Origin of the sequence: Mammaliicoccus sp. JADD-157, from assembly GCF_049310805.1 — a bacterium.
Lineage (GTDB): Bacteria > Bacillota > Bacilli > Staphylococcales > Staphylococcaceae > Mammaliicoccus > Mammaliicoccus lentus.
Genome location: NZ_JBMOVZ010000006.1, coordinates 49,957 through 75,060, shown reverse-complemented (window position 1 = coordinate 75,060; position 25,104 = coordinate 49,957). Strand labels below are relative to the sequence as shown.

Genomic DNA, 25,104 nt, shown 5'->3' with positions numbered 1-25,104 from the left:
GTTATAGTATTCTCTATAAATTAAAAAACACTTTAGTTTGGTAGAGAGTAAAAGCGAGGTTAATAATATGGATTATGTACGTTATAAAGAAGATGTTATTTCAAACAAAGAGAAAGAATTAGCTTTTTTAAACTATTTTAATGAAAGAAATTTCGAAGTAATCGATATGAGTTTTATTGAAAAACTCCAATGGAAACAACTAACACAAGATGATTTAGATAGTTTAGATACACGCAGTATTTGGAAAAATGGTGATTCATTCTATAGTTTAAGAAATGATTGGACAGATCAAATACAACATTATAGCCGTGAATATCAACTGAAAGCATCCCGTGTTACTTATGCAGGACCTATCGCAGTGAATGAACATATTCACACAAACCTAGGTATCGAAATTTTTAACCCGACTAGACAAGACATGCTTCAATGTTATCAATATATCTACGATTTTATTCATACTAAACTAGATTTAAATATTGATTTTGCTGTAATCGGTCATTATCAATTATTCGATTTATTGCTTTCTTCAGAAGAACATACAGATGAATTGTATCAGGCAATAAGTGAACGTAACATTTCGAAAATATCAAAATTATTAACACAAGAACATCCTGTTGTAAAACTTTTAAAAACACCAACACATAAACAATTAGAATTTCTAACAACTTTTGCTGATGTTAATCACCCTACTTATCAGTCTCTACAATTTTGGAAAAAGGCACTTAAAGAATCTGGTGTTCAACACGTACATTTAGATATTACAACAATGCCTCCAAAATCTTATTACGTGGGAAGTTTTATTCAACTTTATCAAAACGAAAATGGAAATCCAATAGCTTCAGGCGGTCATTATAAGGGCACTTTAGAAGGATTTGGCTTTGGTATCCAATTAAATTAGGAGGTTCTTATGTTAACAGTTGCATTAAGTAAAGGTCGTTTATTAAAAGACTTCATAAAATTTATTGATTCAAACGGAAACAGTAAATGGGTAGAAGCATTAAATAATAGAGAGAGAAAATTACAAATTCAAAGTGAGGACGTTAGATTTATCTTAGTAAAAGGTCAAGATGTTTCAACGTACGTAGAACAAGGTATTGCAGATATTGGTATTACAGGTAGTGATATTTTAGATGAAAAAGAGAACTTAAATGTAAATAACTTGGTCGATTTACCGTTTGGATATTGTCATTTTGCTGTTGCAAGCAAACCAGAAGTAACGGAATATAAAAAAATTGCTACAACATACGTTAAAACAACAAAAGCGTATTTTAAAGAAAAAGGACAAGATGTATCCATCATACCATTGTCCGGGTCTGTAGAATTAGCTGCAGTCGTTAATATGGTAGACGCTATAGTAGATATAGTCCAAACAGGTACCACCCTTAAATCTAATGGATTAGAAGAAAAGGAATCCATAGGAGATATTAATGCAAAATTAATAACCAATAAACATGCGTTCTTTAGTAAGTCCAAAAGCATAGAATCCTTTATTAAAGAGATTGGAGTGTCTATTAATGCTATCTAAAACTGAATTCAAACAAAAATTTGAACAAGATTGTATCACTGAAGCTAGTCATACTGAAAATGTAAAAAATATAATTAACGATGTTAAAGAAAATAAAGATAATGCATTATTTAAATATAATGAGAAATTCGACAATGTTAAACTAGAAAATTTAGAAGTTTCTAAACAAGAAATAGAAAATAGCATTAATTTAATTTCTGAAGAATTAAAACAAGCATTAATGAATAGTCACGAGAACATTAAAACATTTCAACAGAAAATCAAACATGAAAATGTCACAACTGGTCAAACATACCAACTTTATCATCCTATTGAAAAAGTCGGCATTTATGTACCCGGTGGAAAAGCAAGTTACCCTTCTACTGTATTGATGACTGCAACATTAGCAAAAGTTGCAGATGTTAAAGAAATTACAGTCGTAACACCACCTCAAAAAGATGGTATTAATTCAGCTATTCTTGCTGCATGTTATATTGCTGGCGTAAATCGCGTCTTCCAAGTTGGTGGTGCACAAAGTATAGCTGCTTTAGCTTACGGAACTGAAACAATTCCAAAAGTCGACAAAATAGTAGGTCCTGGTAATCAATTTGTATCTTTAAGTAAACAATTATTATATGGCGTCGTTGGTATTGATCAAATCGCAGGTCCTAGTGAAATAGCCATTATTGCGGACGATTATTCTAATGTAGATTACATCATTCAAGACATCTTAGCTCAAGCAGAACATGACGAGAAAGCAAGAACTTTTCTTATATCAACAGACAAATCATTTTTAACTAAAGTAAGCCAAAATTTACAAAAAGCGATTGATGCTTCTCCAAGAAAAGAGATTATAGAAAAAAGTATTTCTGACTATCACTACCCTATTCATACAGTTGACACAAACGAAACTATTGATATCGTTAACTATATAGCTCCAGAACATTTATCCATTCAAACAACTGATCCTAGTATATATATAGGCAAAGTTAAATATGTTGGTGCGATGTTCTTAGGTCAATATTCACCGGAAGCTATCGGAGATTATTCTGCTGGGCCAAGTCACGTATTGCCTACGGACCAAACAGCAAGATTCTCAAATGGTTTAACAGTAAATGACTTTTTAACTAGCCATTCTGTTATACATTTAGATGAATATGCTTTTCAAAAAATAGCACCTAGTGCGATTAAAATTGCTGATGAGGAAGGCTTATATCAACATAAAAAATCTCTAGAAATCAGATTAAATAACAACAAGGAGTACTGATATATGATAAGGATTAATAAAAATGAAAGCCCCATACCTGCTATGGAGTCAGAAAAATTAAAAGAAATTATTGCTTCATCAGAATTTAATTTCTATCCAGATGAAGAGTATGATGCATTTCTTGAATCTTATGCTAACTTTTATGGATTATCTCCTAATCAGATTTCTGCAGCTAATGGTTCCGATGAGTGGATTCAAAAATGTATGATTGCTCTACCTGAAGGTCCTGTTCTAACTTTAAATCCAGATTTCTTTATGTATACTGCGTACGCTCAACAAATTAAACGACCTATTTATTATGTTGATGCAGAACCTGATTTCACGTTTTCTTTATATAAAATCTTAAATGAAATTAGACGCATTAAACCAGCATTTTTCATAATGAGTGTCCCTCACAATCCTTCAGGCATACAGTATCCTGAACAATTTTTAAACGAGATTTCTCAACTTATGAAAGAAATCGGAGGATATTTTGTAATTGACGAAGCATATTTGGATTTTGGTGATGCATATGTAATTGACTTAGAGGACCATGTCATTCAAATGAGAACTTTGAGTAAAGCTTTTGCATTAGCAGGCTTAAGAGTAGGAATTGTCATTTCTACTGAAAAGACTATCCAAAAATTAAATAGTATTGCTCATCCATATCCTTTAAATACACTTACTTTACAAATCGCTAAGTCTTTATTTGATGATACAGATCGGGTTCAATCGTTAATAAACAGACAGAGAAATTTAAGCATACAATTGCGCGATATATTTGAAGAACATGTGAGTGATATCATCCATGTTATACCTTCTAAGACAAACTTTGTATTAACGTATGGTGACTTAGCAAATGATTTAGGAGAATACATTTACAGTAACGGATTCTTCCCTAGATTTTATGGTGACAATAGAATGTCACATACTGTACGTTATTCTATCGCTACTGAACACCAATTGAATGAATTAGAACAAATTGTAATTGACTGGAGGAAATCATATGACTTATCGCAAGAAAAGAACAACTAAAGAAACTAATATTGATATCGAATTATCTTTTGAAAATACAGAAACAAATATTAATACCGGTGTAGGGTTTTTAGACCATATGTTAACTTTGTTTAGCTTCCACAGTGGTATCTCATTAAACATAGAAGTAGATGGAGATACTTACGTAGATGACCACCATACTGTTGAAGACATCGGCATAGTTATCGGACAATTATTACTTGAAGCTATTAAAGATAAGCAGTCATTTGCAAGATATGGTTCATTCTATATTCCGATGGATGAAACATTAGCGCGTGCTGTAACTGATATTAGTGGTCGTCCTTATTTATCTTTTAATGCTGAATTCTCAAGAGAAAAAGTTGGTACATTTGATACTGAACTTGTTGAAGAATTTTTTAGAGGACTTGTCATTAATGCTCGTCTTACGACCCACATTGATTTATTAAGAGGAGGAAATACACACCACGAAATAGAAGGTATCTTTAAAGCATTTGCTAGAAGTCTTAAGATTTCTTTAAGTGCAAATGATTATGAAGGTATCCCTTCTTCTAAAGGTGTGATCGAATGATTGCGATAATCGATTATGGTTTAGGTAATATTAAAAATATAGAACGCGCATTGCTAAATTTAGGTTACGATGCTGTACTAACATCAGATGAAAAAATGATTAAATCAAGTACTCACGTTATATTACCAGGCGTTGGGCATTTTAAAGACGCGATGTTGCAACTTCAAAAAAGTGGACTTGATCGTGTAATTCACGACATTAAAGATAGTCATCGTATTATAGGTATTTGCTTAGGTATGCAAGTGTTATTTGAATTTAGTGAAGAAGGTTCAACTAAAGGACTAGGATTACTAGAAGGCAAAGTTGTTCCTATTAGCAGTCCCTACCCTGTTCCACATTTAGGTTGGAACACTTTACAGAGTACTTATCCATTACTAAATAAAGATGTTTACTTTATTCATTCTTACCATGTAACAACTGATTTACCTATTGTAGCGACAGCCGATTATGGTCAATCTATAACAGCGATTGTTCAAAAAGAAAATATTATCGGTATACAATTTCACCCAGAAAAAAGCGGTGATTTTGGACTAAAAATACTAGACAAAGCTTTGAAGGAAGGTTTTTTACATGATTGAAATTTGGCCAGCAATTGACTTAATTGATTCAACAAATGTAAGACTTACAGAAGGAAAATATGACTCTAAAGAATCTATGAATAGAACAGCTGAAGAAGCAATTAAATTTTACTCACAATTCAAAAGCGTGTCTAGAATTCACGTAATAGATTTAATTGGTGCAAAAAATCAACAACCTACTGAATCAGACTACATAGAACAACTCGTACATTTAACAGATTTACCTATAGAAGTTGGCGGTGGCATTCGAACACTTGAAACGATAGACGCCTATTTCGATAAAGGGATTGAATACATTATTGTAGGTACTAAAGGTATAAGCGATATAAATTGGCTATCTGAAATTGCGCATAGATATCCTGGCAAAATTTACTTATCTGTTGATGCTTATGTTGAAGAAATTAAATTAAATGGATGGATTGACGATGCCGGTATCAATTTATTTGAATTTATTACGCAAATTGATGGCTTACCACTAGGTGGCATTATTTATACAGACATTTCTAAAGACGGTAAATTATCAGGCCCTAACTTTGAACTCACTGGGCGTCTCGTAACCTCGACTAATATACCAATTATTGCTTCTGGTGGTATTCGTAGCAAACAAGACATTGAACAACTAGAAAGATTAAATGTTCACGCAGCGATTGTCGGAAAAGCAGCAAATACAGATTCATTTTGGGAGGGCATTTCATGATAAAGAAAAGAATAATCCCATGCTTAGACGTAAAAGATGGGCGTGTCGTTAAAGGCGTTCAATTTAAAGGTTTAAGAGATATCGGTAACCCTGTTGAGTTAGCTGAATACTATAATAACGAAGCTGCAGATGAACTTGTCTTTTTAGATATTTCTAAAACTGAAAATGGACATCAAATGATGTTAGATATTATTTCTGAAACTGCATCTAAGTTATTCCTTCCTTTAACAATCGGTGGCGGTATAAGTACTATAGATGATATATCATCACTACTTAACCATGGCGCTGATAAAATTTCACTAAATTCTAGCGCTCTTAACAATCCATCTTTTATTAAAGAAGCAAGTGAAAAATTTGGAAAGCAATGCATTTGTATAGCTATTGATGCTAAATGGAAAGATGATAAACAAGATTGGTATTGTTATACACATGGTGGAAAGAAGAGAACTGATAAACGTGTGTTAGATTGGGTTGAAGAAGTTGAATCTTTAGGTGCAGGTGAACTATTAGTCACAAGTATGGATTATGATGGTGTTAAACAAGGTTTTGACCATACTTTGCTTAGCGAGATTAAGAAACATGTTTCTATACCTATCATCGCTTCAGGTGGTGGCGGAAACAGTCAACACTTTGTAGATTTATTCAAACAAACTGATGTATCAGCTGGTTTAGCAGCAAGTATTTTTCATGATAAAGAAACGACAGTTCAAGCTGTTAAATCTCATTTAGCAAAAGAAGGAGTTGACGTGAGATGAATAACCTTTCCCCAGATTTTTCTAAAGGATTACTACCAGCTATATTGCAACATTATAAAACAGGACAAGTGTTGATGCTTGGCTATATGAATGAGGAAGCTTTTAATTTAACAGTTCAAGATAAAGTTTGTTGGTTTTATTCAAGAAGTAAAGAACGCCTTTGGAAAAAAGGTGAATCATCAAATCATATTCAACATGTGATAGACATAAATTTAGACTGTGATGATGATACACTTTTAATTCAAGTTAACCCAGATGGTCCGACGTGCCACACAGGTTCGCAAAGTTGCTTTAATACCGATGAGCCTTTTTCTATAGAATCTTTAGAAGAAACTATTCAAGAAAGTGTTCAATCAAACCGTTCTCAATCTTATACACAATATTTATTAAATGAAGGTATTGAAAAAATCACTAAAAAGTTTGGCGAAGAATCATTTGAAGTTGTCATTGCTTCAATGAAACAAGATAATGAAGAACTTAAAAATGAGGTGGCCGATGTATTGTATCACCTATTTGTCTTACTTCATGATAGAGGCGTATCAATAGAAGAAGTAAAAGAAGTACTATCTGAACGTCATAAAAAATCAGGAAATTTTAAAGGTGAACGAAACGATATAAAAAATTGGTAAATTGTCATAAATCAAATATTGTTAAAAATATGCAGTCGCTTATACTAGAACATAGAGGTGTTAATATGTTACAGGAAAAAGCGACTGCTTTTATTAAATCTATGCATCAAGAATTAAATATCGATAACGAAGAAACAAAGAAAAGAATCCAACAAATAATCAATGAAATAAATGAAACAAACACTTATAAACATACAACAGATGAGTTAATATACGGTGCTAAAGTTGCGTGGAGAAACTCTAATAGATGTATTGGAAGACTGTTTTGGGATAAATTAAATGTTAGAGACATGCGCTTTATTGATAATGAAATAGATTTTGTCCACTCTATAGAAAATCATATTGAAATAGCTACCAACAACGGAAAAATCAGACCATTAATTAGTATTTATTCAAATGACTTTGAAATTAAAAATGAACAACTCATTAGATATGCAGGTTACGAAAATAAGGGTGATCCAAAATCAAAAAATATTACTCAATTAGCTGAACATTTAAATTGGAAAAGTGATTACACTGATTTTGATTTATTACCTTTAATATATCGTTATAAACAACAACCATTAAATTATCATATTTATAAAGACAATCTCATAAAAGAAATACTTATTAAACATGATGAGTATCCCCTTTTAGAGCAACTCTGCTTAAAATGGTACGCTGTTCCAATCATTTCAAATATGGATTTAGAAATCGGTGGCCTTTATTATCACACCGCTCCTTTTAACGGTTGGTATATGGAGACGGAAATTGGCGTACGTAATTTTACTGATGAATATCGTTACGACAAGCTAAAAGATATTGCTAATGCATTAAACCTTGATACTACTAAGACCACAAGTTATTGGAGAGATAGAGCATTAGTTGAATTTAATTATGCTGTTTACCATTCATTTAAAGAAGCTGGTGTATCCATAGTTGACCATTACACAGCATCAAAACAGTTCAAGAAATTTGAAGAAAATGAAGAAAATAAAAATCGTAAAGTTACTGGGAAATGGAGCTGGCTTGCCCCACCATTGTCACCATCTCTTGTACATAATTATCATAAAGGATATGATAATGAAACAAGAAGTCCAAATTTTTTATATAAAAAGAAAGGCAATAAATGTCCATTTCATTAGAAAGGAAGAATTTTATGAAATTATACTATCTAGGTCCTACCGGGACATTCTCACATATGGCAGCATTAAATTATAAAAATGAAAATATTACTGATTACATACCACAATCTAACTTATATGAAGTTGTAAAAGCAATTGAATCAGATAAAGATAGTATAGCTATTGCCCCTATTGAAAATTCAATAGAAGGTACAATTAATATTATTGCTGATACACTAACAGAACAAAAAGTTCATGTTATCGATGAACTACATTTAGACATAGCTTTTTCACTATACGTTAAAGAAGGTACAAATTTAGAAGATATTAAAGAAGTTGTATCAATTGCCCCTGCTATTAATCAAACATCAAAATTTATAACAAAACATCAATTTAAATATCGTTACTCAAACAGTACTGTGCAAAGTTTAGATGAAATAGATGAACACACTGGAGCAATTGCACCAATGGGGTTAGAAAAAGATCGCAATGATGTTATCGCATTAGCAACACATATTGAAGACTATCCACATAACACAACTAGATTTTTAGTGCTTTCCTCTGAACAAAAACGAGTTGAAAAAGCGACAGATAGCATCTTACTTATAACACCTGATGAAGACAAACCAGGCTTATTAGCAAGCATTTTAAATACATTCGCTTTATTTAACATTAACTTATCATGGATTGAATCACGTCCTTTAAAAACAAAATTAGGCATGTATCACTTCTTCGTGCAAGCTGATTGTAGCGCTGATGACGTAGAAATGAAGAAAGTAATTACAATATTAAAAACATTAGATTTCAAAGTTAACGTGTTAGGTAATTTTAATAAAGATATATAGATTTTACATATAGAATTAAATGATATAAAAAAGTGCTCACAACCTTGGGATTGTGAGCACTTTTTTATATCTTAATATTATTTATTTTCAGTTCCTTCTATAATTTCATTAAGTCGCTCTACATTTTTTTGTTTAATTTGCGATAAATTAAAATTATTATACAAATAGATATCTGAGGCGTTAATAAATTGAATTTTATCAGATATTTTATCAATGAATTTATTATCATAAATATAAATATCTTTATTGATTGATTTTTCATAACTTTTTATAAGAATACTTTGTTTTGATTTAATATTTTCAAACTTATTGTTACCTATTAACAATGTGGAACCAGACTGTGCACCTTTATCTACTTTATTGATATCCATAGAATACTTACCTGTTGGCACTGCTAAATAACGAATGCCACCCTCACAATTAACAAAGTAGTTATTTGTAATCGTAGTTTCTTTTGATTTAAGCATTGTTACTGCATAATCTCCCAGCCCATCAAATCTATTATTTTGTATATGTATGTTTTCATAAAAGCAATCATACATACTTGCATGTGACCCAATAGCTCTATTCCATGCAGACATATTCATATCTCCGGAATTTCCAAAATAACAATTTTCTATTATTACATTCTTTGTAACCGTACCATCTGTTGCACCAAATTTAGGGAATGCTCCTTCTGTTTGTATATCAATTTGGATAGCTTCACTGAAAGATCTTGTGCCACTATCATCTCTAAAACCTAGAAAATGACTATTCGTCACATAAAATCCATCCAATCCACAGGCATCAATAGCGTGTCCCCCTACTACATTTTTAAACGTGACATCATGAATCTGAATATTCTTAGCATGACCTATCGACATAATCGTGTTATTTGTATTATTAGTATCACCATATGCATCAAAAGTGCCACCAATTATATTAATATTGCCATGTCCTTCATAACCATAATATTTCTTAAAACTGTGTCCATTTTTCAACATAGCGCTAGGAGATTTTCTTATTAATGTAGCATCATCGTGTAATATAAGATTTGTATTACGATAAATCACAAGTTCATATAAAATGTGGTACTCACCTTTAGGTATATAAACAGTTACTGGCCCTTTTCTCGCTTCAAATAAAGCGAGTTGAATCCCTAAAGTATCTAGAACGCCACATTTACCTTTGGCACCATAATTCGCAACATTAATTATTCTAGTCATAACTTCAAAACCACCTTGATTTAGCGTATACTTTTCTTATAAACATATTACACCGATTATTAAATATAAACAATTAGGGGGATATTATTTTGAAGAAAGCATTAATAGTAGTAGATTATTCAAATGATTTCGTAGCAGAAAATGGTAACTTAACTTGTGGTGAGCCGGGACAAGTAATCGAAGACAATATATTTAGTAAAATTGACTCATATAATAAAAATGACGAAAATATATTCTATTTAATGGATTATCATCATAAAGACGACCCTTATCATCCTGAAACTAAATTATTTCCGCCACACAATATCGTAGGTACTGAAGGTCGCGATTTATATCAATCATTAAAACCTCAATATGAACAAATTAAAAATCAAAAAAATGTATTTTGGATTGATAAAACTAGATATAGCGCATTTTATGGAACTAATTTAGATAGCCTTTTAAGAGAGCGCAATATTGATACAATAGAAATTGTTGGCGTATGTACTGATATTTGTGTTTTACATACTGCTGTTGATGCTTACAACCTTAATTATCGAATTTATATTCCAAAAAATTGCGTGGCATCTTTCAATCAAGCTGGGCATGATTGGGCTCTTACACATTTTGAAAATAGTCTAGGCGCTGTTGTAGAATAGACGTTTCGTTCATGTTAAAATAAATATTAGAATAATGATAGTAAAAGGAGAATTCACATTGGTAAATACATTAATTTTTGGACATAAAAATCCTGACACAGATACTATTGCTTCAGCTTTAGTAATGCAAGACTTACAAAAAGAATTAGGTAATGATGTAGAAGCAGTAAGATTAGGAGAAGTATCTGACGAAACACAATTCGCTTTAGATTATTTCAAAGTAGAAGCGCCATCACTATTAGAAACTTCTGTAAAAGATAGAGAAGTTATCCTAGTTGATCACAATGAATTCCAACAAAGTGCTGATGATATTGCAGACGCTACAGTTACTATGGTGGTTGATCATCACAGAATTAGCAATTTTGAAACAGCTGCACCTTTATACTACAGAGCAGAGCCTGTTGGGTGTACAACGACAATCCTTAAAAAAATGTATGAAGAACATAACATCGAAATCAAACCAGAAATTGCTGGTTTAATGATTTCAGCAATTATTTCAGACACTTTATTATTTAAATCTCCTACATGTACTGAAGAAGATATTAAAGCAAGTGAAGCATTAGCGAAAATTGCCAATGTTGATTTAAATGAATATGGTCTAGAGATGCTTAAAGCTGGTGCATCTGTTAAAGGTAAATCACCAGAATTCCTATTAAATATGGATGCTAAATCTTTCAATATGGGTGATAAAGTTGTTAGAGTTGCTCAAGTTAACACAGTTGATGTTAATGAAGTATTAGAAATCAAAGAAGATGTTGAAAATGAAATCAATAAAATCATTGCTAATGAGCAGTATGATTTATTTGTATTCATCATCACTGATATACTAAATAGTGATTCAACAGTTATTGCTCTAGGTAAAGAACAACAAGCTGTTGAAAAAGCATTCAGTACTAAGTTAGAAAACAACCAAGCATTATTAGCTGGCGTGGTATCACGTAAGAAGCAAGTAGTACCACCAATTGATGATGTTTTAGGTAAATAACTTTTATAAGGAGTGTGTTTGCAATGGAAATTAAACAAGGTACGAACAAGTTCTATGTTGGAGAATCAGAAGATCAATTTGATGCTGAAATCACGTATCATGATTCAGATGGTAATGTTCTCGTAGTTGATCACACGTTTGTAGACCCGTCACTACGTGGACAAGGAACAGCTAGAAAGTTAGTAGACACTGTTATTGACAAGGCCCGAGACGAAGGCAAAGTTATAGACCCTGTATGTCCATATGTGAAAGACGTTATGGACAAAGACCAAAGCACACACGACGTATTAAAGAAATAATATTTTAAGTAAAAAGCCTCCTAATCCATTAATTAAAAATCTAACGGATTAGGAGGTTTTTTTCAATCTAGAAACTAATGTCTCACCACTTATATATCAGTACTTTCTATTAATCTTTTCAAAAGTGTTTTATGTTTTGGTTTAGCTTCTTGTTCTGTACATTTATTCATTGGTGGATATCCAAGGTCTTTTGCATCTTTGAATGTAACTTCATCAATATAATTCGATGCTGTTTCATAATCATAACAGTTTGGAAAAGCATATTTATGATTAAAGTGATCCACAACAACTCTTGTAGTAGATGATGGTTCTTGTTTAAACGGTACAGTTGTAGCAATAACAATTAATATAATGATAATAATACTAACGGTTATTATGACTTTTTTAGTCATTAAATTGAACCCCTACTTGATTTCTAATTTCATCTAATACTTTCAAAGTGTCTATCGTTCTTTGGTGTGTATTAATAGAAGACTCTATTTTATTATTTTCAATACATTTTATAAACTCTTCTATTTCTTCTTTCATTGTATAATCATCACTATCACTATAAGTATCTTTTATTGAACCATCTTTATTAAATACATTTATAACAGTAGGAGCACTTATCTTATTGATAGTTACATAACCATCTTCTCCAATGATTTCAGAAGGACTTGGTCGATCACATATTTTAGAATAACTTATTGTGACTTGGAATGAATCATAATTTAAAATCGCATTACCTTGGCCATCAGCCCCTGTATCTAATTTGAACCCTGTTGCTTTTATTTCTTTAGGGAATCCGAATAAATGGATAGCCGGTGCAACTGCATATACACCTAGATCCATTAATGCGCCATTTCCTAACTCTGGTTTAAAAGCATTTTCAACTATACCTTCTTTATATTTATCATATCGAGAAGAGTATTGATGATAGTGAAAATCTGCATAACGTATTTCTCCGATATCTGCATTTGCTTTAGCAAACTGTAAAAATGGTTTTAATACAGTTGATTTCATCGCTTCCATAACAGTTACATTATATTCATGTGCGAGTTTAGACAATGCTTCAAATTGTTCCACATTGATAGTAGCTGGTTTTTCTATTAAAACATGTTTATTATTTTCAATTGCCAACTTTGCTTGTTCAAAGTGAAATACATTAGGTGAAGCAATATATACAGCGTCAAAATTGGATGATTCACAAAATCGATTTAAATCTGTAAAAATTTCTTTTAAATCATGTTTGTCTTTAAAATAATTAGCTCTTTCTTCTGTTCTAGAATATACAGCATAAGGTTCGAAAGTAGCTGTTTGTCTACCACACTCTATTAATTTATCAGTTATCCAATTTGTACCTATAAAACCAAATTTCATGATGTTCACCTTTTCTTAATAAATTTTTGTTAATTTTTACTTTTTAGAAATAAAGACTTCGCTTTTAATTATAACTATTGTTAAAATATATACAATAGAAGTTATAAAGGAGATATTAACTTTGACTATAGCAAACCAATTCGAGACAATTCAATCATTTTTTGATAGCGATATAACAAAGGATATTAAATTCAGAAAAAAACAACTTAGATTATTAAAAAAATCTATTAAATCGCATGAAACAGAATTATTAGCAGCATTAAAGCAAGATTTAGGTAAAAATTCAGTTGAATCATATGCAACAGAAATTGGTTACATTTACAAAAGTATCTCGTTGATGCTTAAGGATGTCAAGAACTTGGCTGGCAAGAAGAACGTAAATACGCCAGTATTCTTATTTCCTGCAAAAAGTTATACTGTAAACGAACCTTATGGAACGGTTTTAATTATCGGTCCTTTTAACTATCCATTCCAATTAGTAATGGAACCATTAATTGGCGCAATTTCAGCAGGAAACTGTGCTGTCGTTAAACCTTCTGAACTTACGCCTAATGTGAGTCAGATTATTCAACAAATAATTGAAGATGTATTCCCCGCTTCATACATATCTTGCATAACTGGTGAACAAAATGTAACAGAAGAATTATTACAACAACCGTTTGATTTTTTATTCTTTACAGGTTCTACAAAAGTTGGGCAAATTGTATATGAACAAGCGAGTAAGCAACTTATACCAGTTGCGCTAGAATTAGGTGGTAAAAGTCCAGCTATTGTAGATAAAACAGCTAATATTAAAGTTGCAGCAGAACGAATCGCTTTTGGTAAATTTATCAACGCGGGTCAAACTTGTGTAGCACCTGATTATGTCATTATTGATGCATCAATCAAACAACAATTTATTAAAGCAATTCAATCAACTATTCAAGAGTTTTATACTAAAAATGCTAAAAACAGTGAAGATTTTGGCAGAATTGTTAATGAGAAACATGCAAATAGACTGAATTTGCTCATTAATAATACAAATGGTGAAATTGTTTATGGTGGAGAAACTAACGTAACAGATCGTTATATAGAACCTACAATTGTTGATAATGTGAAGTTTGATGACGTTTTAATGGAAGATGAAATATTTGGACCAATTCTACCTATTATGTCGTACGATGCATTCGGAGATGCGATACAATTCATAAAGAATAAACCTAAACCACTCTCTCTATATTTATTTAGTGAAGATGAGAATCATACAGATGAAGTTGTTAATCGTATATCATTTGGTGGTGGTTGCATCAATGATACGTTAATGCATGTTGGCAATCATAACTTGCCTTTCGGCGGTGTAGGACACTCTGGTATCGGTCGTTATCATGGAAAAGCATCATTTGAATTATTCAGTAACCAAAAAGGAATTATGTTCAAAACGACGAAATTAGAAACAGGCGTGCTCTTCCCCCCTTATAAGGGTAAAGGGAAATACGTCAGAGCAATGTTTAAAAAATAAATAAGAGTGGGACAAAAATCTTATTTTAATAAAAAGATTTCGTAGTCCTACCCCAGCAAGGATGACTAGGGTTGAAAAAAGCTTGATATAAGCGCATTGTCACCCCAGTCAGCTACTGCCATTATAATGAAAGAGGCTGAGACAATATTTATGTCCCAGCCTCTTTCTTTGTATTGATATTAATGTACTTGACTCCTATATTGTATGTGGACTTTTCTCAGTAATCTTGGCAATAAGGAGACTGTTATGTTGCACGTAGATCTCGTCTTACATCATTTGTTACCTTATTTACTCAAAACGGCTTTCTATTAATTGTTTTTTACTATTAAATAATGTTGGATATGATAGAAATCCTAATATTACACTCGTTGTAACTGCTGATGTTATTAATATAAATACAATTAAGATTTGAAAGAATACTGCATCAATTGGGTCAGCACCTGCAATAATTTGACCGCTCATCATTCCAGGTAATTGTACGAGTCCTATAGTCTTCTGTTGTTCTATTGTAGGAATAGCGCTTGTTTGTATAGAAGTCATCAATTGCTTATGAATAGCTTGTTTTGGTGTGCCTCCTAAAGATAGTATCAGCTTTACTAAATTTTCATTTTGTTGAATCTCTGAAATAAATCGATTTAAGAATAAAATACTTAACACCATCGCATTACCAATAACCATACCAGTTATAGGAATTACATATTGCGGAGTTGGTGGTATAATTTTCAAACCAATAAGAATGCCTTGTGTTATTAACTCAATCGATACATACGCTAACAACAATTTCCAAGTGATACCTGGAATAGATAAGCCTTTCTTTCTAGCATTTTGAGTTGCTGCACCTATAATTAATACGACCATCAATATCATAAATATTGGATTATCTTTATCAAAAATAAATTGTAATATATATCCTACAATTAATAATTGAATAAAAGACCTTATACCAGCGATAACTGTGTCTTTTTCTAAACCTAATTTCAGTGATTTAGAAATAACTATAGGAATAATTATAAAAATTACCATTAATATCAAAGAAGTTATACTCATTATATTTTAGCTCCTATGAATTTTTTTACTTTCTCATTTGTAGTATGTCTGATTTCTTCACTTGTACCAGTTTCAACGACTTCTCCGTTCATCATGACCCAAATATAATCACTCATACGAATTGCTTGGTTAACATCATGTGTAATCCAAATCATTGTAACATCATGCTTTTTATTAATGAGTGTTAATAATGATTCAATAGCTTCGACTGAGCTTCTGTCTAGAGCAGAAGTTACTTCGTCTAGCAACATAACACTTGGTTTGGTAACTAAAGAGCGAGCTAATGATAATTTTTGTTTTTCACCACCAGATAATTCTTTACTATTTTTATTTAAAAATGATATTGGTAAGTCAACATCTTTTAAAAATCCTTCAGCTTCTTTAACTGTCATAGTTCTATTTTGTAATGTTAAAGGAAGTTCTAAATTATCTTTAACGGTACCATTAATCATTGTTGCTTCTTGTGAGACAAGTTGCACTTTTCTTCTTAGTTTAATAGCTTCATATTCATTAATTAAATGCCCATCAATAAAAATTTCGCCCTCTGTTGGAGAGTTTAAAGCATTAATAAATGATAATAAAGTAGACTTTCCAGCGCCTGATGGCCCTATAATTGTAGTAATCTTACCTTGATATATTTTACCGTTCACTTTATTTAAAATTTTACTACCTTCTATTTCATAGCCTATATTTTTAAATTCTACATCTACTTGTTCAGACAATCTAATCCCCCCTTATATAAAGCTACATATATGACAATTTTGATTTTAAACTTTTATTTAAATATATCAATAAAAACTTTTACTTTTAACAACATTACACTTAAAAATTAAAAAACTCTTCATTAGATTTTTTATCACTAATGAAGAGTTTTCTTATATCGTACTCAAAATTATTTAGTTAATTTTAATATAAATCTGTTCGTAAACTATTAAAAATAGGAATAGATTCTCTAATTTGGCTTTGGGCATTTAAATCTAAATTAACAACTAATGTGCCTTCACCTTCATACAAACAGTCGATAAGTGCACCGTCTGGGCTATATGCTAAACTATGCCCTCCAAATTCGTTATCATCACATTTACCTACAGTATTACATGCTACTACGTAAATCTGGTTTTCAATTGCTCTTGCTTGTAATAATGCTTTCCAATGATCAATACGTGATTTTGGCCATTCAGCAGGTACAAAAATGACTTTAGCATCTTCTAATGTTAATGAACGTGATAATTCAGGGAATCTTAAGTCATAACAGATAATAGAACCCATCTCAATTTCATCTATATGAAATACAGTTGGCTTTTTTTCTCCAGAAGTTAAAAAGTGATGCTCGTTTAACATTGGAACGAGATGTGCTTTATCGTAAGTATTAATGAGTTTCCCTTCTTTATTTACAATAAGCGCTCTATTATAAATGTCTTCACCTTTTTTATAAGCAATAGAACCTGCAATAATATGTTTGTTAACCTCTTTTGCTTTGTTTTTTAAAAAAGGTATTATCACTTCCCCATCAACATCAGCAATGTTCTCTAATTCATTTAATCGATATGATGTGTTCCACATTTCAGGTAATACAGCTATATCTATATCTATAGCTAAACTATCTAACCATTGACTAACTTTTTCTATATTTTCATCAGGTTTACCTGGTATTACATGCATTTGATATAAAGCTATTTTCATTCTATTCACCTTCAATCAGATAAATTGAACACATACACCTTCAGCGGCTTTTTGTTCATTTTCTATTTCTGTTAATTTACCAGTTTCTTTATTTCTACTGAATAACACTAAATTATAAGAATGTTCATGTGCTACAACTAAGAATAAATCACTTGGAGTAATATTAAAGTCTCTTGGCCAAGTACCTCCACTTGAAACAATTTCAACTAATTCAAGATTCGCACCATCACCTAGTATTTTAAATACAGCAATACTATTATGACCACGATTTGACGCATATACGAATCTACCATCATGACTTAATCTAACTGCAGCTATTTGTGAATTTAGTTCAAAATCATCGGGAATAGTCATTTGTGGTTCAGTAGCCGGGCTAAACACGCCATTTTCATATGATAATACAATTATAGTATTGCTTAATTCTGTAACTAAATAAGCATATTTGCCACTAGGATGGAATGCTAAATGTCTCGGTCCACTTCCAGCTTGGAATTTCGTCGTTTCATATAGTTCTAATCCGTCTAAAGAGTATTTAAACGTTCTTATTACATCTGCCCCTAAATCAACTGTAACAATATAGTCTAAATCTGGTGTTTGCATTGCATAATGAATATGGCTACCATCTTGTCTTTCTTTATTAGGTCCATTACCATCACCATGATATGAATCGATTAATCTAAGGACTTCCCCATTTTCAGGATTAAGTTCATATAATCTTACTATGCCTGCACCGTATACTGCTTCAAATAAAAATTTACCATCTTCAGATATTGAAATATGACAGCCTGTACCTTCTGTTGAAGCTAAGCAATCATTTATAAATGTTAAACTTTTATCTTCATTAATTAGAAAACTTGCGACACCACAATCATCGCCTTGTTTTTTAACTGCGTATAAATATTTATCATGTTGCATAATATATGTAGAAGCTTCTACTTCATAGCCTACTTCTACTTTTTCTATAGTTTGATCATTTTCATCAACATCAAATCTATAAATACCCTTTCCATCCTTTTTTGTATAACTACCAATATAACCTTGTGTTTTCATAAAATATAATTCCTCCCTAAATTATCTCTTTGTCTTCATTCTACATGAAATTACTGAATAACTATAATAAAAAACGTATACCAAAAGGCATACGCTCTAATAACTTATATAATCATAACATTTTAACAAATGAAAATTAACCAAATAAATCACTAAAAAACGCCACAAACCACTTAAAAATACTACTGATAGCGTTCACTATGTCACCTGCCATAAAGGAACCCCCTTTATTCACCTTATTACTTAGTCATTATCATTTTATAATATTATATTTAATATAATTAAAGTTTTCCCTAAGTCGTAATATTTCGTGCTTAACTGCAATAAAAATATGTTAATATATAAATATAAATAAAAACTCAAACAGTTGGGCATTGAAATAATACAGTTAGGCAAAAGAAGTAAAATGTAAACCATTATGATTTATAATTAAGTGTGAGGAGGGGCGCTATGTATCAACCAGTACAAACCCAAATTGATAAAATTGCTACAAGTCTTCAAAATTCAAATAATTTAGACCATGTAAGCTATTTAAAGGTAAAGTATGGACTAGAAGTATTTGTAGGGAATATTATGAAGACTGTTGTTATATATGGTGCTGCCCTTCTAAGCCATATATTCTTCTATACACTTATTGTTCACCTTAGTTATTTTGCTATAAGATATTTTGCATTTGGTGCGCATGCAAAATCTACTTTTTTATGTACCATTCAAAGCCTAATAATGTTTGTGATTACACCGCTAATTGTCATCAATATAAACGTACCGTATTGGATATTTTTGACATTAGCGCTCATAGGGTACATAATCATTATGAAATATGCACCTATGGAAACAAAAAAACATCCACTATTAGGTAAGTGGAAAAAGGGTTTAAAACTTAGGTCAATCATAGCAGCAACAATTTTGATAATCATTTCTTTATTCGTTAAAGAACCCTATCAACAATTAATCTGTTTGGGATTGATCTTCGAATCGGTATCACTATTACCTATATTTTATAAAAAGGAGGAAACAATATCATGAATTTATTAGCAGGATTATTTTCAAAAACAATTTCTAACGTTTTATCAGCAATCGGTGAGAAAGCAGTAATCAGAGGGTGTACAGCATTTTTAGATGAAACTGAAGTGCCAGCTGAATTATTAAAAGAAAAACAATAAGTTGTCAATAAGGAAGTGTAATATATGGACTCGCTTTCTAATATAGAATCTTTACCTTTTGGTTTATTACAGGTCGTACTATTTACAATTTTATTAGCTATCACACAGAATTATCGATATAACAAAAGGGATTATGTAATCTTATTTATAGGGTTCATAATCCCTTCACTTTCTTTTTATTATCTGTTTGGCATGGGGGCTATAATATACGTATGCCTTTTTAATTTTGTATTTTTTTATAATAAATTTAAATTATTCGGCATTATAAATACTTTAATCGTTATTATTATTTCAGTAGTTTCTGACTATTTATCAATTTTAACTACTAGATATATTATAGATATTGTTGATAGTATGACTTATTATTTCATTTGTTATACTATTATCCATTCATTTATAACTATCTCTATTGCAGTTTTAATTAGGATGTTAATGAACAAACTTAAATTAAGTTATTTATATAATAACCGTATTTATTTACTGTTGTTAGCTGCGTTCCTTGCTCTATCATTTTTTGTGTTCTATATTTATATGCCTGAGAACTATGATACTGAAAAAGAGTTTGAGTTCCAAACTTTATTTTATGTTATGTATGTTTGTGTGGCGGCAATTTTTGTCATTTTAATTTCTTTTACGGTCATCAGAGAAATGGCTTTACAGCGTACTAAAAAGGAAATTAATCATTATTATAAATATACCTTACAAATTGAACAGATTAATAATGAAATGAGAAAGTTTCGTCATGATTATATCAATATTCTTGCTACTTTATCTGAGTATATTAGACAAGAAGATATGGATGGTTTAAGCAAATATTTTGATGAAAATATTGCGCATTTACATGATGATATGAAGTTAAATACGATTAAAATAAATGGTTTACAGAACTTGCATGTAAGAGAGATTAAAGGTTTGCTAACAACTAAAATTATTCAATCCCAAGAGCAAAATATTAATATTAGTGTTGAAGTTACTGAACAAATTGATCATATTAATATGAATATTGTTGAGTTGAGTAGATGTATAGGTATCATAATGGATAATGCTATTGAAGCATCTGAGTTTGTTGATGCACCTACTATTCAAATTGCTTTTATTAAAAATGAAGAATCTGTACTACTCGTATTTATGAATAAATGTTCTAAAGATACACCAAAAGTACATAAGTTATTTGAAGACCAATTTTCTACAAAAGGTCGTAAACGAGGTATTGGTTTAACAACATTAAAAGAAGTAACTGAAAAGACTGAAAATGTTTTTTTAGATACGTATATTAATGATCAATTCTTTATTCAAAAGCTCGAGATTTTAAATGATCATAATGAGGAAGTGATACGATGAAAATTATCATTTGCGAAGATGACCCAAAACAATTAGAACGAATGCAAACAATCATTAATAATTATATTATGATTGAAGAAAAAGAAATGTCTATTGAGCTTGCGACTAATGATCCTTATGAGTTACTAGAACATGTAAAGACTTCTAATGATATCGGTTGTTATTTCTTAGATATCCAACTAGATGCTGATATAAATGGAATTACTTTAGCGAGCGAAATTAGAAAACATGACCCTATTGGTAATATAATCTTTGTTACAAGTCATAGTGAATTAACTTATTTAACGTTTGTTTATAAAGTTGCTGCTATGGATTTTATATTTAAAGATGACCCTGATCAGCTCAAGACACGAGTTATTGATTGTTTAGACACTGCTTATATCCGTTTAGGCATGTTATCTAAAAATACTAATGTTGAAAAATTAGAATTAACGCGTGGTAGTAATTCAGTATATGTCCAATATGATGATGTCATGTTTTTTGAATCATCAACTAAATCTCATCGATTAATAGCTCATCTTGATAATAGACAAATCGAATTTTACGGCAGTCTAAAAGAACTAACAAATCTAGACGACAGATTCTTTAGATGTCATAACAGCTTTGTTATAAACCGTCGAAATGTTGATAGAATTGATACAAAAGATCGCACTGTTTACTTTAATAATGGTGAACATTGTTATGCGTCTGTAAGAAATATAAAAAAGATTTAACTTTCATTTTATACATAAAGGGGTAAACCATTATATTTATGGTTTACCCCTTTAATTATTACTATTCATTTTTTAATGATTCTTTAAATGATTCGATGTCTTCTATGTAGTATTTTACTTCACCGCACGATAAACAAACAGCAGCTTTAGGTACAGCAATCGCTTTTTTCAAGACGTCATCCGTTTCTTCTTCTTTAACTAACCTTACATCAACTAGAGTACCTGGTACGTTAATACGAAGTTCGTCAACCATTTCTTGATTACAGCTTTTACATATCATACAAGAACATCTCCCCTTTATTTATCTAAATCTTTTTGTTTATTTTACTCCTATATGCTCTTTGATGCAAAACTGAAGCACCTTACTTTTAGTGAATATTATAATTTATTACAACTCAATATTTATAGATTTTATATAAGTTTAAAATTCTATGTAAATTTTATAAAATAATACTAGCATATCCAGCTTGTTTATGGCATAATAAAAATATCACCGGTGATATTAATTATAAAGGAGGTTGTGTATGAAGATATTTCTCCTCTTCATAAGTTTTACAACTACTTTCTTAATTTGTATAACATTAAATTCATCCAATATAACCTATGCAGAAACAAATGAAACACCCATTGCTTTTCAATTTCTCACTTCCACTAATCAACCCATTCCTAATGAAACATTTCAAATTCAATTAGATAATGAAACGAAGTCTTTAACAACTAAATCTGATGGACTCGCTATTATACAAATCCCAAATGCATCTTTAAAGAAAAGCTACGTACTTACTACTTCTAATCAACAAACATTTACGGTTGAACCTAATAAACTCTATAGATTAACATCATCTCATAATACTATTTCTACTCCTTCTAATATAAATAGCCAAAACATTAGCATTAATGTTATATCAAATACTTACCAACAATTAAATAATATAGAAGTTAAATTGATTGGTAACAATCAAGAATTTACAGGTAAAACTAATCAAAATGGTCAAGTAGTAATTGAAATCCCTGCGAACATCCCAAGAGACACTCTATTTAATGTACAAATTCAAGGTATAGACACTAAGTCCACAATCAAAATTGGTGAAGATAAATATTACACATACAGTAGTAATAACAAGCAAGCTTCACTCCATATTACAAATAATACTAGCCCTCAAGCCATAGTTACTAATAACAACCCAAATGATACTAATCATTTCCCTAACCAAACTGATTCATTAAACAACTCACAATCAAACACTCAGAACACAAATGATAATTATCAAATTTCTATAGTTAAAGACAATTTAACTTCAAATAATTCTAAAACCACTGAGACAGAACAAAAAGATACAAATAAAAAAGCCTTGTCAGAAAAGAAAACACTTCCTGATACAGGACAAAACAATCATACAATTAAATATATTTTTAGCACACTTTTTATAGCTATAGCTACTACTATATTCTTTATATTAAAGCGTAAAAGAACTCAAAAACAAAATTAGATCATAATAAAATTACACCCCCTCCTAAATATTCAATTTATAATTTTAAATATTCTTTAAATCACTTTATTCATATACCTTTACCCCTATTATTTTTAAAAGTGTAATTTTAATTAATATTCTTTAACACATTAAAATAAAGTTTAGTAGTTAAATAAAAAAGAGCAATCACTTATACTAAGTGGTTGCTCTCCTCATTTTTAATTATTAGATTCAATTTCTGAAACTATCTCTTTAGTTTTTTGTTCTAGATCTTCAAAATCCTTTTTAAATACAAATGCTAAGACAGCTACACCTGCACCAACAGCTACTGTTGTAATTGCAATTAAGATGAAAAAGAATTTGAAAATTCCTTTAATACAGTTCATTGAAGTCACCTCTATCATCATTTTCTACCATTTACATCATAACATAATAAGCATTATACATAAAAGATATACTCTCATTATACATCTAATTCATAGAATACGATTTAATTCTTGTATAAAATGTAACATTTATTGTATCGGTTTTCATTTGATTTTTATTTTTAAATATTTCTTCCAATATACCATTGAAATAACTTCTGATTATTGGTAATATTCTGATTATTATATAATTTGGAAGGTGTTTATTATGAGTAATTTAAAGAAATTTAGTCAGTTTATTAATAAAACTTTTGTCGTTTGGATGTTAATAGCTGCTATTTTAGGTTTTAGTTTTCCAGGTACCATCGCTCAAATAGCACCTTATATCCCTTATTTATTGGGTATAGTGATGTTTGGCATGGGTATGACCATTTCAACGAATGATTTTAAAGAAGTATTTAAATCACCTAAGAGTGTAATTATCGGCGTTATATTACAGTATACTGTAATGCCTGTCACTGCTTATTTAATTGCTAAAGGTTTAAATCTTAGTCCAGATATAGCTTTAGGTGTGATATTAGTAGGCTGTTGTCCTGGTGGCACAGCATCTAATGTAATTAGTTATTTAGCTAAAGCAAATACCGCTTTATCAGTTTCAATTACTACATTATCAACATTACTTGCACCAATTGTAACACCTTCTCTCATTTTCTTATTTGCTAGAGAATGGTTGCAAGTATCATTTATGGAAATGTTCATTTCAGTAGTTCAAGTAGTGTTAATCCCTATTATTTTAGGTGTAATTGTACAGAAATTCTTTAGACCGGTAGCAGAGAAATCTGTCGATATTTTACCTATTATTTCAGTTATTGCAATTTCATTGATCTTATCAAGTGTGGTTGCAGGTAATAAGACACAAATTATCGCAACTGGTTTATTATTGTTTGGTGTCGTTTTATTACATAATGTTTGTGGCCTCACTATTGGCTATCTTTTAGCCAAAGCATTAGGTTTAGGACGACCTGATAAACGAGCAATTTCTATTGAAGTTGGTATGCAAAATTCTGGCTTAGCTGTTTCATTAGCTACAGCTCACTTTAATCCACTATCAGCAGTACCAGGCGCAATATTTAGTTTCATACACTTATTAACAGGGCCTAGTATTGCAATATTTTGGTCAAACCAAACAAAGCGTGATCAAAAACAGGTTGAATCTGCACCTGTTACAGATAACTTGTAATAATTTAATATTATTAACTCAAAAACACACATTCGTTTTATTAGTTAAACGAATGTGTGTTTTTCTGATAATAGATATTTTCAATTTTTCTTTTTATGTTTAAA

The 25,104-nt window shown here is 30.7% G+C and carries 30 protein-coding genes; 21 read left to right on the top strand and 9 right to left on the bottom strand.

Going from position 1 to position 25,104, the window contains the following annotated elements:
• The first annotated feature begins 67 nt into the window (after positions 1-67).
• The 11 genes from ACO6VN_RS14305 to ACO6VN_RS14255 all read left to right on the top strand — a co-directional run bounded on the left by ACO6VN_RS14305 (position 68) and on the right by ACO6VN_RS14255 (position 8,942).
• The gene (locus tag ACO6VN_RS14305; RefSeq protein WP_194200025.1) at positions 68-898 is read left to right on the top strand and encodes an ATP phosphoribosyltransferase regulatory subunit; all 831 of its coding nucleotides are present in this window, start codon (positions 68-70) and stop codon (positions 896-898) included.
• Between the two features lie 9 nt (positions 899-907).
• A complete protein-coding gene (gene hisG / locus ACO6VN_RS14300; RefSeq protein ID WP_064211552.1) occupies positions 908-1,525 on the top strand; it encodes an ATP phosphoribosyltransferase in 618 nt (205 codons plus the stop codon).
• On the top strand, positions 1,515-2,771 hold the full coding sequence (gene hisD, locus ACO6VN_RS14295) for a histidinol dehydrogenase (RefSeq protein ID WP_016999071.1): 1,257 nt from the start codon (positions 1,515-1,517) through the stop codon (positions 2,769-2,771). Before hisG ends, hisD begins: the two co-directional genes overlap by 11 nt.
• Before the next feature lie 3 nt (positions 2,772-2,774).
• On the top strand, positions 2,775-3,785 hold the full coding sequence (locus tag ACO6VN_RS14290; protein ID WP_135032125.1) for a pyridoxal phosphate-dependent aminotransferase: 1,011 nt from the start codon (positions 2,775-2,777) through the stop codon (positions 3,783-3,785).
• The gene (gene hisB / locus ACO6VN_RS14285) at positions 3,757-4,335 is read left to right on the top strand and encodes an imidazoleglycerol-phosphate dehydratase HisB (protein ID WP_016999073.1); all 579 of its coding nucleotides are present in this window, start codon (positions 3,757-3,759) and stop codon (positions 4,333-4,335) included. Before ACO6VN_RS14290 ends, hisB begins: the two co-directional genes overlap by 29 nt.
• A complete protein-coding gene (gene hisH / locus ACO6VN_RS14280; protein WP_194200028.1) occupies positions 4,332-4,913 on the top strand; it encodes an imidazole glycerol phosphate synthase subunit HisH in 582 nt (193 codons plus the stop codon). The genes hisB and hisH overlap by 4 nt, the downstream gene beginning before the upstream one ends.
• On the top strand, positions 4,906-5,610 hold the full coding sequence (gene hisA / locus ACO6VN_RS14275; RefSeq protein WP_016999075.1) for a 1-(5-phosphoribosyl)-5-((5-phosphoribosylamino)methylideneamino)imidazole-4-carboxamide isomerase: 705 nt from the start codon (positions 4,906-4,908) through the stop codon (positions 5,608-5,610). The genes hisH and hisA overlap by 8 nt, the downstream gene beginning before the upstream one ends.
• Positions 5,607-6,365 (top strand): imidazole glycerol phosphate synthase subunit HisF, encoded by a 759-nt coding sequence (gene hisF, locus ACO6VN_RS14270; protein ID WP_422404816.1) that lies wholly within the window; start codon positions 5,607-5,609, stop codon positions 6,363-6,365. Before hisA ends, hisF begins: the two co-directional genes overlap by 4 nt.
• Entirely contained in the window at positions 6,362-6,994 is a 633-nt protein-coding gene (gene hisIE / locus ACO6VN_RS14265; protein ID WP_064205131.1) for a bifunctional phosphoribosyl-AMP cyclohydrolase/phosphoribosyl-ATP diphosphatase HisIE, read from the top strand. The genes hisF and hisIE overlap by 4 nt, the downstream gene beginning before the upstream one ends.
• A gap of 65 nt (positions 6,995-7,059) precedes the next feature.
• Positions 7,060-8,118, top strand: a complete 1,059-nt coding sequence (locus ACO6VN_RS14260; RefSeq protein WP_422404815.1) for a nitric oxide synthase oxygenase — start codon at positions 7,060-7,062, stop codon at positions 8,116-8,118.
• Positions 8,119-8,132: 14 nt separating this feature from the next.
• Entirely contained in the window at positions 8,133-8,942 is an 810-nt protein-coding gene (locus ACO6VN_RS14255; protein WP_016999079.1) for a prephenate dehydratase, read from the top strand.
• 77 nt (positions 8,943-9,019) lie between these two features.
• On the opposite strand, the gene ACO6VN_RS14250 is transcribed toward ACO6VN_RS14255, so the two are convergent.
• Positions 9,020-10,147, bottom strand: a complete 1,128-nt coding sequence (locus ACO6VN_RS14250) for a glycosyl hydrolase family 28-related protein (RefSeq protein WP_194200031.1) — start codon at positions 10,145-10,147, stop codon at positions 9,020-9,022.
• Between the two features lie 86 nt (positions 10,148-10,233).
• Between ACO6VN_RS14250 and ACO6VN_RS14245 the strand changes: the two genes are divergently transcribed.
• From ACO6VN_RS14245 to ACO6VN_RS14235, 3 genes are read left to right on the top strand one after another with little or no spacing between them, the layout of a single operon-like run.
• Positions 10,234-10,785 carry a cysteine hydrolase family protein gene (locus ACO6VN_RS14245; protein ID WP_194200067.1) on the top strand — a complete coding sequence of 184 codons (552 nt, stop codon included), beginning with the start codon at positions 10,234-10,236 and terminating at the stop codon, positions 10,783-10,785.
• A gap of 58 nt (positions 10,786-10,843) precedes the next feature.
• Complete coding sequence (locus tag ACO6VN_RS14240) at positions 10,844-11,770, top strand: manganese-dependent inorganic pyrophosphatase (RefSeq protein WP_194200032.1); 927 nt, start codon at positions 10,844-10,846, stop codon at positions 11,768-11,770.
• 23 nt (positions 11,771-11,793) lie between these two features.
• A complete protein-coding gene (locus ACO6VN_RS14235; RefSeq protein WP_194200033.1) occupies positions 11,794-12,069 on the top strand; it encodes a GNAT family N-acetyltransferase in 276 nt (91 codons plus the stop codon).
• Between the two features lie 89 nt (positions 12,070-12,158).
• On the opposite strand, the gene ACO6VN_RS14230 is transcribed toward ACO6VN_RS14235, so the two are convergent.
• On the bottom strand, positions 12,159-12,461 hold the full coding sequence (locus ACO6VN_RS14230; RefSeq protein WP_016999084.1) for a hypothetical protein: 303 nt from the start codon (positions 12,459-12,461) through the stop codon (positions 12,159-12,161).
• Entirely contained in the window at positions 12,454-13,428 is a 975-nt protein-coding gene (locus ACO6VN_RS14225; RefSeq protein ID WP_194200034.1) for a Gfo/Idh/MocA family protein, read from the bottom strand. Before ACO6VN_RS14225 ends, ACO6VN_RS14230 begins: the two co-directional genes overlap by 8 nt.
• A gap of 121 nt (positions 13,429-13,549) precedes the next feature.
• On the opposite strand from ACO6VN_RS14225, the gene ACO6VN_RS14220 reads away from it, so the two are divergent.
• Entirely contained in the window at positions 13,550-14,926 is a 1,377-nt protein-coding gene (locus ACO6VN_RS14220; RefSeq protein ID WP_422404814.1) for an aldehyde dehydrogenase, read from the top strand.
• A gap of 288 nt (positions 14,927-15,214) precedes the next feature.
• On the opposite strand, the gene ACO6VN_RS14215 is transcribed toward ACO6VN_RS14220, so the two are convergent.
• The 4 genes from ACO6VN_RS14215 to ACO6VN_RS14200 form a co-directional block, all read right to left on the bottom strand.
• Positions 15,215-15,973, bottom strand: a complete 759-nt coding sequence (locus ACO6VN_RS14215; protein ID WP_016999087.1) for an ABC transporter permease — start codon at positions 15,971-15,973, stop codon at positions 15,215-15,217.
• Entirely contained in the window at positions 15,973-16,695 is a 723-nt protein-coding gene (locus ACO6VN_RS14210) for an ABC transporter ATP-binding protein (RefSeq protein WP_422404813.1), read from the bottom strand. Before ACO6VN_RS14210 ends, ACO6VN_RS14215 begins: the two co-directional genes overlap by 1 nt.
• A 184-nt stretch (positions 16,696-16,879) precedes the next feature.
• On the bottom strand, positions 16,880-17,656 hold the full coding sequence (locus tag ACO6VN_RS14205) for a carbon-nitrogen family hydrolase (protein WP_194200038.1): 777 nt from the start codon (positions 17,654-17,656) through the stop codon (positions 16,880-16,882).
• 15 nt (positions 17,657-17,671) lie between these two features.
• The gene (locus ACO6VN_RS14200) at positions 17,672-18,706 is read right to left on the bottom strand and encodes a lactonase family protein (protein WP_422404812.1); all 1,035 of its coding nucleotides are present in this window, start codon (positions 18,704-18,706) and stop codon (positions 17,672-17,674) included.
• A 450-nt stretch (positions 18,707-19,156) separates the two neighbouring features.
• Here ACO6VN_RS14200 and ACO6VN_RS14195 point away from each other — a divergent pair, with 450 nt between their 5' ends.
• The 4 genes from ACO6VN_RS14195 to agrA are packed head-to-tail and all read left to right on the top strand — an operon-like array spanning position 19,157 to position 21,923.
• A complete protein-coding gene (locus ACO6VN_RS14195; RefSeq protein WP_016999091.1) occupies positions 19,157-19,732 on the top strand; it encodes an accessory gene regulator AgrB in 576 nt (191 codons plus the stop codon).
• A complete protein-coding gene (agrD, locus tag ACO6VN_RS14190; RefSeq protein WP_016999092.1) occupies positions 19,729-19,869 on the top strand; it encodes a cyclic lactone autoinducer peptide AgrD in 141 nt (46 codons plus the stop codon). The genes ACO6VN_RS14195 and agrD overlap by 4 nt, the downstream gene beginning before the upstream one ends.
• 24 nt (positions 19,870-19,893) lie before the next feature.
• Complete coding sequence (agrC, locus tag ACO6VN_RS14185; protein ID WP_422404811.1) at positions 19,894-21,210, top strand: quorum-sensing sensor histidine kinase AgrC; 1,317 nt, start codon at positions 19,894-19,896, stop codon at positions 21,208-21,210.
• The gene (gene agrA / locus ACO6VN_RS14180; protein WP_016999094.1) at positions 21,207-21,923 is read left to right on the top strand and encodes a quorum-sensing response regulator AgrA; all 717 of its coding nucleotides are present in this window, start codon (positions 21,207-21,209) and stop codon (positions 21,921-21,923) included. The genes agrC and agrA overlap by 4 nt, the downstream gene beginning before the upstream one ends.
• 61 nt (positions 21,924-21,984) lie before the next feature.
• On the opposite strand, the gene ACO6VN_RS14175 is transcribed toward agrA, so the two are convergent.
• Entirely contained in the window at positions 21,985-22,203 is a 219-nt protein-coding gene (locus ACO6VN_RS14175) for a hypothetical protein (protein ID WP_016999095.1), read from the bottom strand.
• Positions 22,204-22,447: 244 nt separating this feature from the next.
• Between ACO6VN_RS14175 and ACO6VN_RS14170 the strand changes: the two genes are divergently transcribed.
• Entirely contained in the window at positions 22,448-23,413 is a 966-nt protein-coding gene (locus ACO6VN_RS14170) for an LPXTG cell wall anchor domain-containing protein (protein ID WP_194200040.1), read from the top strand.
• A 200-nt stretch (positions 23,414-23,613) separates the two neighbouring features.
• Here the strand turns inward: ACO6VN_RS14170 and ACO6VN_RS14165 are convergent, their stop codons facing one another.
• A complete protein-coding gene (locus tag ACO6VN_RS14165) occupies positions 23,614-23,781 on the bottom strand; it encodes a hypothetical protein (protein ID WP_016999097.1) in 168 nt (55 codons plus the stop codon).
• 247 nt (positions 23,782-24,028) lie between these two features.
• Here ACO6VN_RS14165 and ACO6VN_RS14160 point away from each other — a divergent pair, with 247 nt between their 5' ends.
• Positions 24,029-25,000 (top strand): bile acid:sodium symporter family protein, encoded by a 972-nt coding sequence (locus tag ACO6VN_RS14160; RefSeq protein WP_194200041.1) that lies wholly within the window; start codon positions 24,029-24,031, stop codon positions 24,998-25,000.
• The last annotated feature ends 104 nt before the right edge of the window (positions 25,001-25,104 follow it).

Excerpts from the sequence above, each read along its gene's own strand:
- hisA (WP_016999075.1), top strand. The coding sequence starts at position 4,906 with ATGATTGAAATTTGGCCAGCAATTGACTTAATTGATTCAACAAATGTA.
- hisG (WP_064211552.1), top strand. The coding sequence starts at position 908 with ATGTTAACAGTTGCATTAAGTAAAGGTCGTTTATTAAAAGACTTCATA.
- ACO6VN_RS14200 (WP_422404812.1), bottom strand. The coding sequence starts at position 18,706 with ATGAAAACACAAGGTTATATTGGTAGTTATACAAAAAAGGATGGAAAG.
- ACO6VN_RS14205 (WP_194200038.1), bottom strand. The coding sequence starts at position 17,656 with ATGAAAATAGCTTTATATCAAATGCATGTAATACCAGGTAAACCTGAT.
- ACO6VN_RS14225 (WP_194200034.1), bottom strand. The coding sequence starts at position 13,428 with ATGAAATTTGGTTTTATAGGTACAAATTGGATAACTGATAAATTAATA.
- hisD (WP_016999071.1), top strand. The coding sequence starts at position 1,515 with ATGCTATCTAAAACTGAATTCAAACAAAAATTTGAACAAGATTGTATC.
- hisB (WP_016999073.1), top strand. The coding sequence starts at position 3,757 with ATGACTTATCGCAAGAAAAGAACAACTAAAGAAACTAATATTGATATC.
- ACO6VN_RS14160 (WP_194200041.1), top strand. The coding sequence starts at position 24,029 with ATGAGTAATTTAAAGAAATTTAGTCAGTTTATTAATAAAACTTTTGTC.
- ACO6VN_RS14165 (WP_016999097.1), bottom strand. The coding sequence starts at position 23,781 with ATGAACTGTATTAAAGGAATTTTCAAATTCTTTTTCATCTTAATTGCA.
- hisIE (WP_064205131.1), top strand. The coding sequence starts at position 6,362 with ATGAATAACCTTTCCCCAGATTTTTCTAAAGGATTACTACCAGCTATA.
- ACO6VN_RS14235 (WP_194200033.1), top strand. The coding sequence starts at position 11,794 with ATGGAAATTAAACAAGGTACGAACAAGTTCTATGTTGGAGAATCAGAA.
- ACO6VN_RS14250 (WP_194200031.1), bottom strand. The coding sequence starts at position 10,147 with ATGACTAGAATAATTAATGTTGCGAATTATGGTGCCAAAGGTAAATGT.
- ACO6VN_RS14175 (WP_016999095.1), bottom strand. The coding sequence starts at position 22,203 with ATGATATGTAAAAGCTGTAATCAAGAAATGGTTGACGAACTTCGTATT.
- ACO6VN_RS14215 (WP_016999087.1), bottom strand. The coding sequence starts at position 15,973 with ATGAGTATAACTTCTTTGATATTAATGGTAATTTTTATAATTATTCCT.
- ACO6VN_RS14290 (WP_135032125.1), top strand. The coding sequence starts at position 2,775 with ATGATAAGGATTAATAAAAATGAAAGCCCCATACCTGCTATGGAGTCA.
- hisF (WP_422404816.1), top strand. The coding sequence starts at position 5,607 with ATGATAAAGAAAAGAATAATCCCATGCTTAGACGTAAAAGATGGGCGT.
- ACO6VN_RS14305 (WP_194200025.1), top strand. The coding sequence starts at position 68 with ATGGATTATGTACGTTATAAAGAAGATGTTATTTCAAACAAAGAGAAA.
- ACO6VN_RS14170 (WP_194200040.1), top strand. The coding sequence starts at position 22,448 with ATGAAGATATTTCTCCTCTTCATAAGTTTTACAACTACTTTCTTAATT.
- ACO6VN_RS14195 (WP_016999091.1), top strand. The coding sequence starts at position 19,157 with ATGTATCAACCAGTACAAACCCAAATTGATAAAATTGCTACAAGTCTT.
- ACO6VN_RS14230 (WP_016999084.1), bottom strand. The coding sequence starts at position 12,461 with ATGACTAAAAAAGTCATAATAACCGTTAGTATTATTATCATTATATTA.
- ACO6VN_RS14260 (WP_422404815.1), top strand. The coding sequence starts at position 7,060 with ATGTTACAGGAAAAAGCGACTGCTTTTATTAAATCTATGCATCAAGAA.
- agrA (WP_016999094.1), top strand. The coding sequence starts at position 21,207 with ATGAAAATTATCATTTGCGAAGATGACCCAAAACAATTAGAACGAATG.
- agrC (WP_422404811.1), top strand. The coding sequence starts at position 19,894 with ATGGACTCGCTTTCTAATATAGAATCTTTACCTTTTGGTTTATTACAG.
- hisH (WP_194200028.1), top strand. The coding sequence starts at position 4,332 with ATGATTGCGATAATCGATTATGGTTTAGGTAATATTAAAAATATAGAA.
- ACO6VN_RS14255 (WP_016999079.1), top strand. The coding sequence starts at position 8,133 with ATGAAATTATACTATCTAGGTCCTACCGGGACATTCTCACATATGGCA.
- agrD (WP_016999092.1), top strand. The coding sequence starts at position 19,729 with ATGAATTTATTAGCAGGATTATTTTCAAAAACAATTTCTAACGTTTTA.